The sequence below is a fragment of the Pseudomonas glycinis genome (genome assembly GCF_054871425.1).
In genome coordinates this window covers 803920-819073 of the sequence record NZ_JBTYHF010000001.1, presented here as the reverse complement: position 1 = coordinate 819073, position 15154 = coordinate 803920, and the positions used below count along the sequence as shown (strand labels likewise).

Here is a 15154-nt window from a genome sequence, read left to right as displayed (position 1 = left end):
CAGTGACGGCCCGTTTTTGTTGCCTTGCTAACGAATTATGACGCCCCTAGAACGATATCAAGCTGATCTGAAACGCCCGGACTTCTTCCATGACGCCGCGCAGGAAACTGCTGTGCGTCACTTGCAGCGTCTGTACGACGACTTGATCGCCGCTGACCAGAACAAGCCGGGCTTGCTCGGCAAGCTGTTTGGCAAAAAGGATCAGGCACCGGTCAAGGGCCTGTATTTCTGGGGCGGCGTCGGTCGCGGCAAGACTTACCTGGTCGACACCTTCTTCGAAGCGCTGCCGTTCAATGAAAAGACCCGCACGCACTTCCACCGCTTCATGAAGCGCGTGCACGAAGAAATGAAAACCCTGGGCGGCGAGAAGAACCCGCTGACCATCATCGCCAAGCGCTTCGCGGCCGAGTCGCGGGTGATCTGCTTCGATGAATTCTTCGTCTCCGACATCACCGACGCGATGATCCTCGGCACGCTGATGGAAGAGCTGTTCAAGAACGGCGTGACCCTCGTCGCGACGTCGAACATCGTTCCGGACGGCCTGTACAAGGATGGCCTGCAACGCGCGCGCTTCCTCCCGGCCATCGCGCTGATCAAGCAGAACACCGAGATCGTCAACGTCGACAGCGGCGTCGATTATCGTCTGCGTCACCTCGAGCAAGCCGAGCTGTTCCACTATCCGCTCGACGAAGCCGCGCACGAAAGCCTGCGCAAGAGCTTCAAGGCGCTGACGCCGGAGTGCACGGCGGCGGTGGAAAACGATGTGCTGATCATTGAGAACCGCGAAATCCGCGCTCTGCGCACCTGCGACGACGTGGCCTGGTTCGACTTCCGTGAACTGTGCGACGGCCCGCGCAGCCAGAACGACTACATCGAACTGGGCAAGATCTTCCACGCCGTGCTGCTCAGCGGCGTCGAGCAGATGAGCGTCACCACTGACGACATCGCCCGGCGCTTCATCAACATGGTCGACGAATTCTACGACCGCAACGTCAAGCTGATCATTTCTGCTGAAGTCGAGTTGAAGGATCTGTACACCGGCGGACGCCTGACCTTCGAGTTCCAGCGCACACTGAGCCGACTGCTGGAGATGCAATCTCACGAATTCCTGTCGCGGGCGCACAAGCCTTAAACGGAGTTTCGGCAACGAAAAAGGCCTGCGATTGCAGGCCTTTTTTATGCGCTGAAGTTTTTCCCTGTGGGAGCGAGCCTGCTCGCGAAAGCGCAGTAACTGATCGTTCCCACGCTCCGCGTCACTTGCGAGCCGGACGCAGAGCGTCCAGTGGCGGCATTCCCACGCAGAGCGTGGGAACGATCATCAGGCCGGATTACGCAGCCTGCTGAAACTGCTGCCGATACTGATTCGGCGACAGCTCGGTGTGCTGGCGGAACAGTCGCGCGAAGAAGCTCGCATCGTCGTAACCGACCTCATAACTGATGGTCTTGATGCTCTTGCGCGTGCCCGAAAGCAGGCCCTTGGCTGTCTCGATGCGCAGGCGTTGCAAGTAGTGCAACGGCTTGTCGCCGGTGGCGGTCTGGAAGCGGCGCATGAAGTTGCGGATGCTCATGCCGTGCTCGCGGGCGACGTCTTCGAAGCGGAACTTGTCGGCGAAATGTTCTTCGAGCCACTGCTGGATCTGCAGGATGATCACGTCCTGATGCAGCTTTTGCCCACCAAAACCGATACGTCCCGGCGAATAACTGCGCTGCACTTCGTAGAGAATGTCGCGGGCCACGGCTTGTGCCACGTTCGCGCCGCAGAAGCGTTCGATCAGATAGATGTAGAGATCGCAGGCCGAGGTCGTGCCGCCGGCGCAATAGAGATTGTCGGCGTCCGTCAGGTGCTTGTCCTGATTCAGATAGACCTTGGGGAAACGCTCGGCGAAGGCATTGAAGAAGCGCCAGTAGGTGGTGGCTTCCTTACCGTTGAGCAGCCCGGCTTCGGCGAGCCAGAACACTCCGGTGGCTTCGCCGCATAACACCGCGCCGCGCGCATGCTGTTCGCGCAGCCACGGCAGGATTTGCGGGTAACGGCTGCACAGCGTGTCGAAATCGTCCCAGAACGCCGGGAGGATGATCACGTCGGCGTTTTCCAGGCCGCCGTCGACCGGCATCACTACGTCGCTGAAGCTTTTCACCGGTTTGCCATCGGGGCTGACCAAGCGAGTTTCGAACGCCGGGGTCAGGCCGTGGCCCAGTTGTTTGCCGTAACGCAGGCTGGCCACATGGAAAAAATCCTTGGCCTGCATGAGGGTGTAAGCGAAGACCCGGTCGATGGCCAGGATGCTGACGCGCCGCAAGGGCGGGGAGACGTGCTTAGACATAATTCAACTTTTGTTTTGTTTTTATAAGGGAAAGTGGTCACCAGACGGCTGGATCGTCTTATTTTTTGTCGGATGTGTCCAGTGTCCCGTAGCAGGAGTCGGGCTTAGTCTCTGAGAGCCGTATCCCTCCAACAACAAAGAAAGGTGCCGCATGATCCCCAGAACCCTGTTCAGCCCCGAACACGAATTGTTCCGCGACAGTGTGCGAACTTTCCTCGAGAAAGAGGCCGTGCCGTATCACGCGCAGTGGGAGAAGCAGGGGCACATCGATCGCGCACTGTGGAACAACGCGGGGGAGGCGGGGATGCTCTGTTCGCATCTGCCGGAAGAGTACGGCGGGCTCGGCGCGGATTTCCTCTACAGCACCGTGGTCATCGAGGAAGTCGGGCGTCTGGGTCTGACCGGTATCGGTTTCTCGCTGCACTCGGACATCGTCGCACCGTACATCCTGCATTACGGCAGCGAGGCGCTGAAACACAAATACCTGCCGAAACTGGTCTCGGGCGAAATGGTCACGGCGATTGCCATGACCGAGCCTGGCGCCGGTTCCGACCTGCAAGGGGTGAAAACCACGGCGGTGCTCGATGGTGACGAATATGTGATCAACGGTTCGAAAACCTTTATCACCAATGGCTTTCTGGCTGACCTGGTCATCGTGGTGGCCAAGACCGATCCCAAGGCTGGGGCCAAGGGCACCAGCCTGTTCCTGGTGGAGGCGAATACGCCGGGCTTCGAGAAAGGCAAGCGCCTGGAGAAGGTCGGCATGAAAGCGCAGGACACCTCGGAACTGTTCTTTCAGGACGTGCGCGTGCCGAAGGAAAACCTTCTCGGCCAGGCGGGTGCCGGGTTTGCCTATCTGATGCAGGAGTTACCGCAGGAACGTCTGACCGTGGCTATCGGCGGCCTGGCCTCGGCTGAAGCGGCGTTGCAATGGACGCTGGATTACACCCGTGATCGCAAGGCGTTCGGCAAGGCGATTGCCGACTTTCAGAACACCCGCTTCAAACTGGCCGAAATGGCTACCGAGATCCAGATCGGCCGGGTCTTCGTCGACCGCTGCCTGGAGCTGCATCTGCAAGGCAAACTCGATGTGCCGACGGCGGCAATGGCCAAATACTGGGGCACCGACCTGCAATGCAAAGTGCTCGACGAGTGCGTGCAACTGCATGGCGGCTACGGCTTCATGTGGGAATACCCGGTGGCCCGGGCGTGGGCGGATGCGCGGGTGCAGCGGATTTATGCCGGCACCAATGAAATCATGAAGGAGATTATTGCGCGGTCGCTTTGATGATCATTCCCACGCTCTGCGTGGGAATGCCGCCGGGGACGCTCCGCGTTCCGCTGTTGAGGTAATCCGACTGGCCTCTTCGCGAGCAGGCTCGTTCCCACAGGGGATCACCGTACCTGTGGGAGCGAGCCTGCTCGCGAAGCTTTTGGCGGTCAGTTACGGCGCCGGATTCGGATGATCCTTGTGAATCGCCTCAATCCCGGCCAGCACTTCATCGGACAGTTTCAGATCAAAACTGGCAATGTTGCTGTCCAGTTGCTCAAGCGTCGTCGCGCCAATGATGTTGCTGGTGACGAACGGTTGCTGGGTCACGAAGGCCAGGGCCATTTGCGCCGGGTCCAGACCGTGTTCACGGGCCAGGGCTACGTAACGGCTGCACGCCGCCTCCGATTGCGGGTTGAAATAGCGGCTGAAGCGGCTGTAGAGGCTCAGACGGCCTTTCGGTGGACGGGCGCCGCCTTCGTACTTGCCGGAGAGGAAGCCGAACGCCAGTGGCGAGTAGGCGAGCAGGCCGCACTGTTCGCGGATGGCGATCTCGGCCAGGCCGACTTCGAAGCTGCGGTTGAGCAGGTTGTACGGGTTCTGGATCGACACCGCACGCGGCCAGCCACGGGCTTCGGCCAGAGCGAGGAAGCGCATGGTGCCCCACGGCGTCTCGTTGGACAGACCGATGTGGCGGATCTTGCCGGCCTTCACCTGTTCGTCGAGGGCTTCGAGGGTGTCTTCCAGCGGCGTCAGGTTGGCTTCGATCTTGTGCTTGTAGCCCAGCTGTCCGAAAAAGTTGGTGCTGCGCTCCGGCCAGTGCAATTGATACAGATCGATGTAATCGGTCTGCAGGCGCTTGAGACTGCCGTCCAGTGCTTCGGTGATGTGCTGGCGGTTGTGGCGCAGGTTCTTGTCGCGGATGTAGTCGATGGTGTTGCCGGGGCCGGCGATCTTGCTGGCGAGGATCCAGTCGGAACGGTCACCGCGACTCTTGAAGTAATTGCCGATGTAGCGCTCGGTGGTGGCGTAGGTTTCGGCTTTGGGCGGCACCGGATACATTTCGGCGGTGTCGAGGAAATTGATCCCCGCCTCTTTGGCCCGTTCAATCTGGGCGAAGGCTTCAGCCTCAGTGTTTTGCTCGCCCCAGGTCATGGTGCCGAGGCAGATTGCACTCACGTTCAGGTCGGTACGGCCTAGCTGGCGATAGTCCATCGGGTGCTCCTTGGGCAAAACAATCATAAAAGCAGGTTGAAAAATTTTTCGCAATCTGCATAATTGCCGACCTCTTTCTGCAGTGGAAGTGATGCGCCGCCGCCGAAGAATCTTGCCGTTGAACGGACGCGCCGACCCGAGCCCCCGAAAGCGTCTGTATCCGGCTGCCTTTGACTTGTCAAAGTACGCACTATTCAGTAAGATCCGCCGTCTTATTTACAGGCGGCCCCTGAGGCTATAAAGAATGAAAACTTTTACTGCTAAACCGGAAACAGTAAAGCGCGACTGGTTTGTCGTCGACGCTGCTGGTCAGACCCTGGGTCGTCTGGCCACCGAAATCGCGAGCCGTCTGCGTGGCAAGCACAAGCCTGAGTACACTCCTCACGTTGACACCGGCGACTACATCGTCGTCATCAACGCCGAGCAGATCCGTGTTACCGGCGCTAAAACCACTGACAAAATGTACTACTCCCACTCCGGTTTCCCGGGCGGCATCAAGTCGATCAACTTTGAAAAGCTGATCGCCAAAGCCCCTGAGCGCGTGATCGAGACCGCGGTTAAAGGCATGCTGCCTAAAAACCCACTGGGTCGCGACATGTACCGTAAGCTGAAAGTCTATGCGGGCGCTGCACACCCTCATACTGCTCAGCAGCCCCAAGAACTGAAGATTTAACGGAATAGTTCATTATGTCGGCGACTCAAAATTACGGCACTGGCCGTCGCAAGACCGCAACCGCACGCGTTTTCCTGCGTCCGGGTACTGGTAACATCTCCATCAACAACCGTTCGCTGGATAACTTCTTCGGCCGCGAAACTGCCCGCATGGTAGTTCGTCAGCCGCTGGAGCTGACCGAGACTGTCGAGAAGTTCGACATCTACGTCACCGTGATCGGCGGTGGTGTAAGTGGTCAGGCTGGCGCAATCCGCCACGGCATCACTCGCGCTCTGATGGACTACGACGAAACCCTGCGTAGCGCTCTGCGCAAAGCTGGCTTCGTTACCCGCGACGCCCGTGAAGTTGAACGTAAGAAAGTTGGTCTGCGTAAAGCGCGTAAGCGTCCGCAGTACTCGAAGCGTTAATTCCGCTTCCACGTTCAAAAAAGAACGCCCGCCTCCTCACGGAAGCGGGCGTTTTTTTATGCCTGCGATTTATCAAAGAATTGCGTTGTGACAACTTGCCACAGCCGTAGACCCCCTATACTCCAAGGCTTAAGGGGCTGAGCCCCGGGGAATTAACCTTGTCAGAATTGGGGGTTTTCATTACCATTCGGGCAAAATTTTTATAAGTAACATTTGATTTATTTAGTAGACGCCTGATTTAACAGGCCAAAAAAGCTGATGGGAGAGGACTGAATGAGCAATGACGGCGTGAATGCAGGCCGGCGTCGCTTCCTGGTGGCAGCCACATCCGTGGTGGGTGCTGCAGGAGCGGTGGGGGCTGCGGTCCCGTTCGTGGGGTCATGGTTTCCCAGTGCCAAGGCGAAAGCTGCCGGTGCACCGGTGAAAGTGAATGTCAGCAAAATCGAGCCAGGCCAGCAGATGATTGCTGAATGGCGCGGCCAGCCGGTGTTCATTGTCCGCCGTACCGAGGAAATCCTGGGGAATCTCAAGAAGATCGAGGGTCAGCTCTCCGATCCGACCTCCAAAAACTCCACGCAACCCACTTATGTCGACCCTGAAGTACGCTCGATCAAGCCGGAGATTCTCCTGCTGATCGGGATCTGTACGCACCTGGGTTGCTCACCGACCTTCCGTCCCGAAGTGGCACCTGCGGATCTGGGCAAAGACTGGGTAGGTGGCTATTTCTGCCCGTGCCACGGTTCCCACTACGATCTGGCTGGCCGCGTCTACAAGTCGCAACCTGCGCCTTTGAACCTGCCAGTTCCCCCGCATTCCTATGAGACCGATGACCTGATTGTCATTGGCGTCGATACGGAGAAAGCGTGATGAGCAAGTTCATGGATTGGGTTGATGCGCGCTTTCCCGCGACCAAGATGTGGGAAGACCATCTCAGCAAATATTACGCACCAAAAAACTTCAACTTCTTCTATTTCTTCGGCTCGCTGGCGCTGCTGGTGCTGGTCAACCAGATCGTCACCGGCGTCTGGCTGACGATGAGCTATACGCCGTCGGCAGAAGAGGCGTTTGCTTCCGTTGAATACATCATGCGCGACGTCGAGTACGGCTCGATCCTGCGTCTGCTGCACTCGACCGGCGCCTCGGCGTTTTTCATCGTCGTCTATCTGCACATGTTCCGCGGTCTGCTCTACGGTTCGTACCAGAAACCGCGCGAGCTGGTCTGGGTGTTCGGCATGCTGATCTACCTGGCACTGATGGCCGAAGCGTTCATGGGTTACCTGCTGCCGTGGGGCCAGATGTCCTACTGGGGAGCCCAGGTGATCATCTCGCTGTTCGGTGCGATTCCGCTGATCGGCGATGACCTGACCCAGTGGATTCGTGGTGACTACCTGATCTCCGGAATCACCCTGAACCGCTTCTTCGCCTTGCACGTGGTCGCGCTGCCGATCGTGATTCTCGGTCTGGTGGTGTTGCACATTCTGGCGCTGCACGAAGTCGGTTCGAACAACCCTGACGGCGTCGATATCAAGAAGCACAAAGACGAAAACGGCATCCCGCTGGACGGCATTGCGTTCCACCCGTACTACACGGTGAAGGACATTGTCGGTGTGGTGGTGTTCCTGTTCATCTTCTGCTTCATTGTGTTCTTCTTCCCGGAAATGGGCGGCTACTTCCTCGAAAAACCAAACTTCGAGCCGGCTAACCCATTCAAGACGCCTGAGCACATTGCCCCGGTCTGGTACTTCACTCCGTTCTACGCAATCCTGCGTGCGGTGCCGGACAAACTCCTGGGCGTTATCGCCATGGGTGCGGCGATTGCGGTGCTGTTCGTGCTGCCTTGGCTGGATCGCAGTCCGGTGAGATCGATGCGCTACAAGGGCTGGCTGAGCAAAATCTGGCTGGTGGTGTTCTGCATCTCCTTCGTGATTCTCGGCATTCTTGGCGTTCTGGCGCCGACACCAGGGCGCACGTTGCTGTCGCAGGTCTGCACCTTCCTGTACTTCGCCTACTTCATTCTGATGCCGTTCTACACCCGGCTCGAGAAGACCAAACCGGTTCCGGAAAGGGTGACTGGCTGATGAAAAAGTTATTTCTTGCTCTGATTTTTGCTGCGCTGCCTTCCCTGGTTTTTGCTGCCGAGGGTCATGGTCCGGAACTGGAAAGTGTCGATATCGACGTCTCCGACAAAGCCGCTCTGCAGGATGGTGCGCGGACCTTTGCCAACTATTGCATGGGTTGCCACAGTGCCAAGTTCCAGCGTTACGAGCGCGTCGCCGATGACCTCGGCATTCCGCACGAGTTGATGCTGGAGAAGCTGGTGTTCACCGGTGCCAAGATTGGCGACCACATGAACATCGGCATGCAGCCGGCCGACGCCAAGACCTGGTTCGGCGCAGCGCCGCCGGACCTGACGCTGGTAGCGCGAGTACGCGGTACCGACTGGCTCTACGGTTACCTGAAGTCGTTCTATGAAGATCCGGCGCGTCCATGGGGCGTGAACAACAAGGTCTTCCCGAACGTCGGCATGCCTAACGTGCTGGTCGGCCTGCAAGGTCGTCAGGTTGTCGGCTGCAAACAGGTGCAGATCGTCGAGGACGGCAAGAAGCAATACGATCCGCTGACCGGCACGCCGCTGACCCATGAAGCGTGCGATCAGTTGACCATCGTGCCGAAGTCCGGTGCTCTGAACGAAGAGCAGTTCGATGAGAAGGTCAAGAATCTGGTAACCTTCCTGGCTTACTCGGCTAACCCGGTTAAGCTGCAACATCAGCGCATCGGTACTTATGTCTTGCTGTACCTGGCGTTCTTCTTTGTGTTCGCCTACCTGCTCAAGCGTGAATACTGGAAAGACGTGCACTGATACGCTTCAAGCATTGCTGTTAATCGCGCGCGCCCAAGGGCGCCTCCGCTAAAGCAGGATCTGCTCAGTCAGACCCTGCGGGAGGTGCCCTCTGGGCGCGCGCGTTTTTCCGGTTCCGACAAATTCAACAAGCGAGGAGGATCGCCATGGGCGTGACCAATCGGTTGGCCTGTTACTCCGACCCCGCCGACCACTATTCCCACCGAGTGCGCATCGTGCTTGCAGAGAAGGGTGTCAGCGCCGAAATCATTTACGTGGAAGCGGGCCGCCAGCCGCCTAAACTGATTGAGGTGAACCCTTACGGCAGTCTGCCGACGCTGGTCGATCGTGACTTGGCGTTGTGGGAGTCGACCGTGGTGATGGAGTATCTGGATGAGCGTTACCCGCACCCGCCGCTGATGCCGGTTTATCCGGTGGCGCGGGCCAACAGCCGTCTGCTGATCCACAGGATTCAGCGTGACTGGTGCGGGCTGGTGGATCTGATTCTGGATCCCAAGAGCAAAGAGGCCGCACGGGTCGTGGCGCGCAAGGAACTGCGCGAAAGCCTGACCGGCGTTTCGCCGCTGTTCGCCGACAAACCGTTCTTCCTCAGTGAGGAACAAAGTCTGGTGGATTGCTGCCTATTACCCATACTCTGGCGTTTGCCGATTCTGGGTATTGAACTGCCGCGGCCGGCCAAGCCGCTGCTTGATTATATGGAGCGCCAGTTTGCGCGTGAGGCTTTCCAGGCGAGTCTGTCTGGTGTCGAACGCGATATGCGCTAAGGCTTAAGGAGCCGCTATGAACTCCAGTCGACCTTATCTGGTCCGCGCGCTCTACGAGTGGATTGTGGATAACGATTGCACCCCGCACATGCTGGTCAACTCCGAGTACCCGGCGGTGCAGGTGCCACAGGGTTTTGCCAGTGACGGCCAGATCGTCCTGAACATCTCGCCGAGTGCCGTGCGTCATCTGCACATGGATAACGACGTGGTGACGTTCGAAGGCCGCTTCGGCGGTGTTCCGCACAGTCTCTACGTGCCGATCAGCGCGATCCTGGGTATTTACGCCCGGGAGAACGGCCAGGGCATGGTGTTTGACCTCGAGTTGCCGATGGACGACGAGGAAGACATCGATCCGGATGACGACTCGCCGCCACCGGGCAGCGAGCCACCACGCCCGAGTGGCCGGCCGAGCTTGAAGGTTGTGAAATAAAAAAAGGCGATCCGGATGGATCGCCTTTTTTGTGTCTGCCTTTACGGTCAGTCGATGTATTCGAACAGCTTCACAATCTTCTGCACACCAGACACACCCTGAACCAGATTGGTTGCCTGAGTGGCTTCCTGTTTGGTCAGCAGGCCCAGCAGGTAGACGATGCCGTTCTCGGTCACGACTTTGATGCGCGAGCCAGGAATGCTGGCGTCGGTGAGCATCTGGGTCTTGATCTTGGTGGTCAGCCACGCATCGTTCTGGCGCGCGAGCAGGGAGGACGGTTGCAGCACTTGCAGTTCGTTGTGCACCTTCTTCACGCGCTGGACATTGGCGGCTGCCTGTTCGGCTTTGGCCTTGAGGTCTTCGCGCGGAGTCTGGCCGGCGAGCAGGACGACGCCGTTGAAGCTGGTGATGACGATGTGCGAGTCGTTGTCCAGTGCCGGATCGGCCTTGGCGATGTTCACGCCTGCTTTGGTTTCGATCAGCGAGTCGTCGATCTTGCTGCCGAAGGTGCGCGTGCCACGGTCGTCTTCGATCGGCGCTTCACGGCTGGCGTTCACCACCGAGGTGCAGCCGCTGATGCCGAGGCACAGGGTCAAGGCCAAAAGGCCAAGGCGATTAGGGGTCATTCTTCACTCCCGAACAGTTGGCTGTCGATCAGATCGCAAAGGCAATGGATCGCCAGCAAGTGGACTTCCTGAATACGTGCAGTGACGTTGGCCGGTACGCGAATCTCGACGTCCTCGGGCAACAGCAGCGACGCCATGCCGCCGCCATCGCGTCCGGTCAAAGCTACGACAATCATTTCGCGATCATGTGCGGCCTGGATCGCTTGAATAATGTTCGCCGAGTTGCCGCTGGTCGAAATCGCCAGCAACACATCGCCCGGCTGGCCGAGCGCGCGAATCTGCTTGGAGAACACTTCGTTGTAGCTGTAATCGTTGGCGATCGAGGTGATCGTCGAAGTGTCGGTGGTCAGCGCAATCGCCGGCAGGCTCGGACGCTCGCGCTCGAAGCGGTTGAGCAGCTCCGAAGAAAAATGCTGGGCATCCCCGGCCGAACCACCGTTGCCGCACGAGAGCATTTTGCCTTCGTTGAGCAGGGCGTTGACCATGATCTGGCTGGCTTGCTCGATGTGCGGTGCAAGTACGTCCATCGCCTGTTGCTTGGTGTCGATACTGGCCTGGAAAAGCTGGCGAATTCGGGATTGCATGTCCATCTGTGTGACCTTAAGTGGCGCGGCTGTTCGGCACGTGAATGTGCAGCCGGCAAAGCAAAGAGCAAAATGTGTCGGACGAAAACAGGGCAGGGTGCAGGCGATCAACTGTCGAAAGCATTCTGCAACCAGTTCAGCTGATTCGGGTGGCTGTCGATCGCCACCACATCGAAGCGGCAGGGGGAATTGGCCCAACGCGACTCGCGCTGAAGAAAATACTGTGCTGCAAAGATCAGTTTCTGCTGCTTGCGCTCGTCGATACTGGCGAGCGCGCCACCCCATTGAGTGTTTTTTCTGTAGCGAACTTCAACGAATACTACTGTATCGCCATCAAGCATGACCAGATCAAGCTCGCCGCGTTTGCATAACCAGTTCTGCGCCAGCAGGCGCAGACCTTGTTGTTGCAGATGTTCAAGCGCCTGGCGCTCGGCATCCTTGCCGCTTTGCGAGCGTGACCTGTCGGGCATTAGCGCGGTGTGTCCGGCAGGCGCTGCACCTGACCGCTGACGAACTGTGCCCACGGCAACTGGCGCACAACGCGCTGGGTCTGGGTCATGCCGAGGCTGCCCGACTGACCTTCGATGCGGCTGTCCGGCAGGGCCTTGAGTTGGCCGAGGCGCGGTGCCAGGCGATAGGCGTCGGCGCCCATGGCGTACAGGCGACCGAGGCTGCCATTGGCTTGCGGCCATTGCGCAGCTACTTGCTGGCGCAGCGGATCGCTGGTTTCCAGCAGCCATGGGGTTTCGCAGAAGCGAATGCCGTTCATGTCGTTGTACTGGTTGACGTCGCCGCTGGCGCTGTACACGTGGGAAGTCGCGTAGACCGGCACGTCACCGGCGTACTGGAAGTTCAGGGTCGGCTTGATCTGCTGGGCCTGTTGCGGCGTGGCGGCCAAGAAGATGAATTCGATGTCCTGACGACGCGAAGGCTGCGCGGCGACGTTGGTGCCGGCAACATTCTGCAGGCTCTTGGCGCGAGCTTCGCTCTGACGCAGCTGGAACATGTCGGCGATCTGCTGGGCCAGTTGCACCGGCTGATCGACACGCTCGGTGGCAACGATACTGCCGCCATTGGCTTGCCAGTCCTGGCTGAAGGCACGTAGGACGCGATCGCCCCATTCGCCCTTCGGCACCATGATCGCGGCGCGATGCAGGCCATCGGCGCGGGCGCGACGGGAGACTTCGCGAGCTTCGTCTTCAGCTGCCAGACCGAACTGGAACAACTGCGCCGGACCTTGTTCGCCTTCGCTGTAGTTCAGCGCCAGGGTGGTGATTGGCAGTTGCGGGCGAGTGCTCAGTTGCTTGACCAGTGGTTTTTCCAGCGGGCCGACTACCAGTTGCACGCCGTCAGCCTGGGCCTTGCGATAGAACTCGTCCATCGAGGTCAGCTTCGAGCTGTCGTAGAACTCGATGGCAGGGGGGTTCTGGCCGGCCTGTTGCGCCTGATAATGCGCGGCCATGAAGCCTTCACGCAGCGCTTTGCCGACCGACGCCAATTGGCCGTCCTGTGGCAGCAGCAGGGCGATTTTGCTCAGTGGCTGGCTGGCCAGTTCCTTGAGTTTGGTCAGCGGCAGCGGCAGGTTGACCGCCGCCGGGTGCTTTGGATTCTGCGCACGCCAGTTGTCGATCGCGGCTTGTTGCTGTTCCAGCGTGCCTGCGGTTTTCACCGCTTGCGCAAGTGCCATCCAACCGCCGAGATCGTCGGTGTTGTTCGGTTGCAATTGATCGGTTGGCAGCGAAGCGATCAGGGTCCAGATCGCTTCGTGGTTCTTGCTCGCCGCTTCGCCTTCCAGCATCGGTGCGATGAACACACGCTCACGGGCAGCGGCCAGCGTCTGGCCATCGGCTTCAAGGGCGCGGGCGTGAACAGTGCCGGTACGAACTTGCTGCTCTTCCGGCATTTCCCCGAGCTTCTGGAAGCTTGGATGGCTCAGGGCGGTCAGCGCAGCTTTCGGCTGATTGCGCGTCATGGCCAGTTCGGCGGACAGCGTATTGGCGAAAATCTGCTGGCCTGGCTTGAGTTGCTCCACCGGCACTTGTTGCAGGATTTGCGCGGACTGGCCGGCATTGCCTTGGCGGTAAGCCTGGTCCGCCGCGCTCAGGCGCAGCAGGGCGGCTTGTTCCGGGGTTTTAGCCTGGGCAGCCTGTTCGAGCAGTTGCTCGATGCTGGCGTCCGGAGTCCGTGGAAGTTCGCCAAGGCTGGAGGAAGGGGAGCTGGCACACGCGGCCAACAAGGCAGCGAGGCAGAGGGCAGTGAACAGCCGCAGGCAAGCGATCATGTAAGTGTTCCTGATACTCGATCAAATTAGCGTGGAATTGTACCCAAGCACTGGCCGGGGCGCGATGTTACTGGCGTGAATCGGTCAATTTAGCTGGAGTAAATGTTGCGGCAGCGCACAACCGGGCGAAAAACCGCACTCGGCCGGAGCGCATCGCAAGCCTCATGACGCGCTACAATGGCCGCTTTTACCGATCACGAGGTGTGCGCTTTGACTGCTCCAGGTCCTTTGAATTCCGCTGCTGGCTCGCTTTATGTGGTGGCGACGCCCATCGGCAACCTGGACGACATCAGCGCCCGGGCCTTGAAAATCCTCCGTGAAGTGGCCCTGATTGCAGCGGAAGACACGCGGCATTCGGCGCGCCTGATGCAGCACTTCGGCATCGGCACGCCCTTGGCCGCATGTCACGAACACAACGAGCGGGATGAGGGTAGCCGCTTTATTACGCGGTTGCTGGCGGGCGACAACGTCGCGCTGATCTCTGATGCCGGCACGCCGCTTATCTCCGATCCGGGTTATCACCTGGTGCGTCAGGCCCGTGCGGCCGGCATCAACGTGGTGCCGGTGCCGGGTGCCTGCGCGTTGATCGCGGCGCTGTCGGCGGCGGGCTTGCCGTCCGACCGTTTTATCTTCGAAGGCTTTCTGCCGGCCAAGTCGGTCGGACGCAAGGCGCGTCTGGAAGCGGTTAAAGAAGAGCCGCGCACATTGATTTTCTATGAAGCGCCGCATCGCATTCTCGAATGCCTGCAGGATATGGAAGCAGTGTTTGGCGGCGAGCGTCAGGCTCTGCTGGCGCGGGAAATCACCAAAACCTTCGAAACCCTCAAAGGCCTGCCGCTCAGCGAGCTGCGTGCGTTCGTCGAGTCCGACAGCAATCAGCAGCGCGGCGAGTGCGTAGTGCTGGTGGCCGGCTGGACCGCGCCGGAGTCGGAGGACGCGGTCAGCAGCGAAGCCATGCGCATCCTCGATCTGCTTCTGGAGGAAATGCCGCTCAAGCGCGCCGCCGCACTGGCAGCGCAAATCACCGGCGAGCGCAAAAACGTGCTGTATCAGGTGGCGCTGGATAAACAGAAAGGCGTGTAAGCCGTCGCCCATGGCGTTCTTGAGGGTTTTAGCGCTTGTTCTTCCGGCGCTCTGCCGTTAACCTTCGCGGCGGAGAGTCGATCGGACAGTCGCTGCCCTCTATGAAAATTAGGGGGGGGAGGAAAGTCCGGGCTCCATAGGGCGAAGTGCCAGGTAATGCCTGGGAGGCGTGAGCCTACGGAAAGTGCCACAGAAAATAACCGCCTAAGCGCGCAAGCGCCGGTAAGGGTGAAAAGGTGCGGTAAGAGCGCACCGCACGTCTGGCAACAGTTCGTGGCTAGGTAAACCCCACTTGGAGCAAGACCAAATAGGGTCCCAAGGCGTGGCCCGCGCTGGGACCGGGTAGGTTGCTAAAGATGTCCAGTGATGGCCATCGTAGACGAATGACTGTTCAAGACAGAACCCGGCTTACAGATCGACTCTCCACCTTTTTCTTTCCCTGCTTGAAACAAAGAAGACGCGGCTGTGTAATATCAGCTGGCCTGGTCTGAAATTCCGGCAGCGGCAAATGCGGTAATAGCCTTTTCCCACCCTGCTTCAATCAACAGCCGAAGCGCCTTTGTAATACCGAAAAAATCTTACTCTTAACAAACTACTTTAACTTTCGAGCGCAGCTTTCAGTGCTGCATCAAGTTAT

At 59.0% G+C, this 15154-nt stretch carries 16 protein-coding genes and 1 other RNA gene; 11 read left to right on the top strand and 6 right to left on the bottom strand.

Going from position 1 to position 15154, the window contains the following annotated elements:
• Window positions 1–37: 37 nt before the first annotated feature.
• Window positions 38–1132, top strand: a complete 1095-nt coding sequence (zapE, locus tag ACYSTU_RS03675) for a cell division protein ZapE (RefSeq protein ID WP_136492731.1) — start codon at window positions 38–40, stop codon at window positions 1130–1132.
• Window positions 1133–1328: 196 nt separating this feature from the next.
• Here the strand turns inward: zapE and ACYSTU_RS03670 are convergent, their stop codons facing one another.
• On the bottom strand, window positions 1329–2225 hold the full coding sequence (locus ACYSTU_RS03670; protein WP_162999820.1) for a GlxA family transcriptional regulator: 897 nt from the start codon (window positions 2223–2225) through the stop codon (window positions 1329–1331).
• A 250-nt stretch (window positions 2226–2475) separates the two neighbouring features.
• Between ACYSTU_RS03670 and ACYSTU_RS03665 the strand changes: the two genes are divergently transcribed.
• Entirely contained in the window at window positions 2476–3612 is a 1137-nt protein-coding gene (locus ACYSTU_RS03665; protein WP_498996048.1) for an acyl-CoA dehydrogenase family protein, read from the top strand.
• Between the two features lie 156 nt (window positions 3613–3768).
• On the opposite strand, the gene ACYSTU_RS03660 is transcribed toward ACYSTU_RS03665, so the two are convergent.
• Complete coding sequence (locus ACYSTU_RS03660; RefSeq protein WP_024014253.1) at window positions 3769–4809, bottom strand: NADP(H)-dependent aldo-keto reductase; 1041 nt, start codon at window positions 4807–4809, stop codon at window positions 3769–3771.
• Window positions 4810–5053: 244 nt separating this feature from the next.
• Here ACYSTU_RS03660 and rplM point away from each other — a divergent pair, with 244 nt between their 5' ends.
• From rplM to ACYSTU_RS03625, 7 genes are all read left to right on the top strand, one after another.
• Window positions 5054–5482 carry a 50S ribosomal protein L13 gene (gene rplM / locus ACYSTU_RS03655; protein ID WP_003228062.1) on the top strand — a complete coding sequence of 143 codons (429 nt, stop codon included), beginning with the start codon at window positions 5054–5056 and terminating at the stop codon, window positions 5480–5482.
• Between the two features lie 14 nt (window positions 5483–5496).
• Window positions 5497–5889, top strand: coding sequence for a 30S ribosomal protein S9 (gene rpsI / locus ACYSTU_RS03650; protein WP_003228056.1), 393 nt, complete (start codon window positions 5497–5499; stop codon window positions 5887–5889).
• A 273-nt stretch (window positions 5890–6162) separates the two neighbouring features.
• Window positions 6163–6756 carry a ubiquinol-cytochrome c reductase iron-sulfur subunit gene (gene petA / locus ACYSTU_RS03645; RefSeq protein WP_007917031.1) on the top strand — a complete coding sequence of 198 codons (594 nt, stop codon included), beginning with the start codon at window positions 6163–6165 and terminating at the stop codon, window positions 6754–6756.
• On the top strand, window positions 6756–7967 hold the full coding sequence (locus tag ACYSTU_RS03640; RefSeq protein ID WP_024014252.1) for a cytochrome b: 1212 nt from the start codon (window positions 6756–6758) through the stop codon (window positions 7965–7967). Before petA ends, ACYSTU_RS03640 begins: the two co-directional genes overlap by 1 nt.
• The gene (locus tag ACYSTU_RS03635; protein ID WP_024014251.1) at window positions 7967–8749 is read left to right on the top strand and encodes a cytochrome c1; all 783 of its coding nucleotides are present in this window, start codon (window positions 7967–7969) and stop codon (window positions 8747–8749) included. Before ACYSTU_RS03640 ends, ACYSTU_RS03635 begins: the two co-directional genes overlap by 1 nt.
• A 146-nt stretch (window positions 8750–8895) precedes the next feature.
• Complete coding sequence (locus ACYSTU_RS03630; RefSeq protein WP_007961620.1) at window positions 8896–9513, top strand: glutathione S-transferase N-terminal domain-containing protein; 618 nt, start codon at window positions 8896–8898, stop codon at window positions 9511–9513.
• A 16-nt stretch (window positions 9514–9529) separates the two neighbouring features.
• Entirely contained in the window at window positions 9530–9943 is a 414-nt protein-coding gene (locus ACYSTU_RS03625; RefSeq protein WP_016773263.1) for a ClpXP protease specificity-enhancing factor, read from the top strand.
• 47 nt (window positions 9944–9990) lie between these two features.
• Here ACYSTU_RS03625 and ACYSTU_RS03620 read toward each other — a convergent pair whose 3' ends face one another.
• The 4 genes from ACYSTU_RS03620 to ACYSTU_RS03605 all read right to left on the bottom strand — a co-directional run bounded on the left by ACYSTU_RS03620 (window position 9991) and on the right by ACYSTU_RS03605 (window position 13434).
• Window positions 9991–10569 (bottom strand): BON domain-containing protein, encoded by a 579-nt coding sequence (locus ACYSTU_RS03620; RefSeq protein ID WP_024014250.1) that lies wholly within the window; start codon window positions 10567–10569, stop codon window positions 9991–9993.
• Window positions 10566–11159, bottom strand: a complete 594-nt coding sequence (locus tag ACYSTU_RS03615; protein ID WP_008082788.1) for a phosphoheptose isomerase — start codon at window positions 11157–11159, stop codon at window positions 10566–10568. Before ACYSTU_RS03615 ends, ACYSTU_RS03620 begins: the two co-directional genes overlap by 4 nt.
• Before the next feature lie 101 nt (window positions 11160–11260).
• The gene (locus tag ACYSTU_RS03610; protein WP_016773265.1) at window positions 11261–11623 is read right to left on the bottom strand and encodes a YraN family protein; all 363 of its coding nucleotides are present in this window, start codon (window positions 11621–11623) and stop codon (window positions 11261–11263) included.
• Complete coding sequence (locus tag ACYSTU_RS03605) at window positions 11623–13434, bottom strand: penicillin-binding protein activator (protein WP_122603712.1); 1812 nt, start codon at window positions 13432–13434, stop codon at window positions 11623–11625. Before ACYSTU_RS03605 ends, ACYSTU_RS03610 begins: the two co-directional genes overlap by 1 nt.
• 177 nt (window positions 13435–13611) lie before the next feature.
• Here ACYSTU_RS03605 and rsmI point away from each other — a divergent pair, with 177 nt between their 5' ends.
• Both rsmI and rnpB read left to right on the top strand, forming a co-directional pair.
• Entirely contained in the window at window positions 13612–14517 is a 906-nt protein-coding gene (gene rsmI / locus ACYSTU_RS03600; RefSeq protein ID WP_016773267.1) for a 16S rRNA (cytidine(1402)-2'-O)-methyltransferase, read from the top strand.
• A gap of 73 nt (window positions 14518–14590) precedes the next feature.
• Window positions 14591–14944: RNase P RNA component class A (gene rnpB / locus ACYSTU_RS03595), an RNA gene on the top strand.
• Window positions 14945–15154 lie beyond the last annotated feature (210 nt).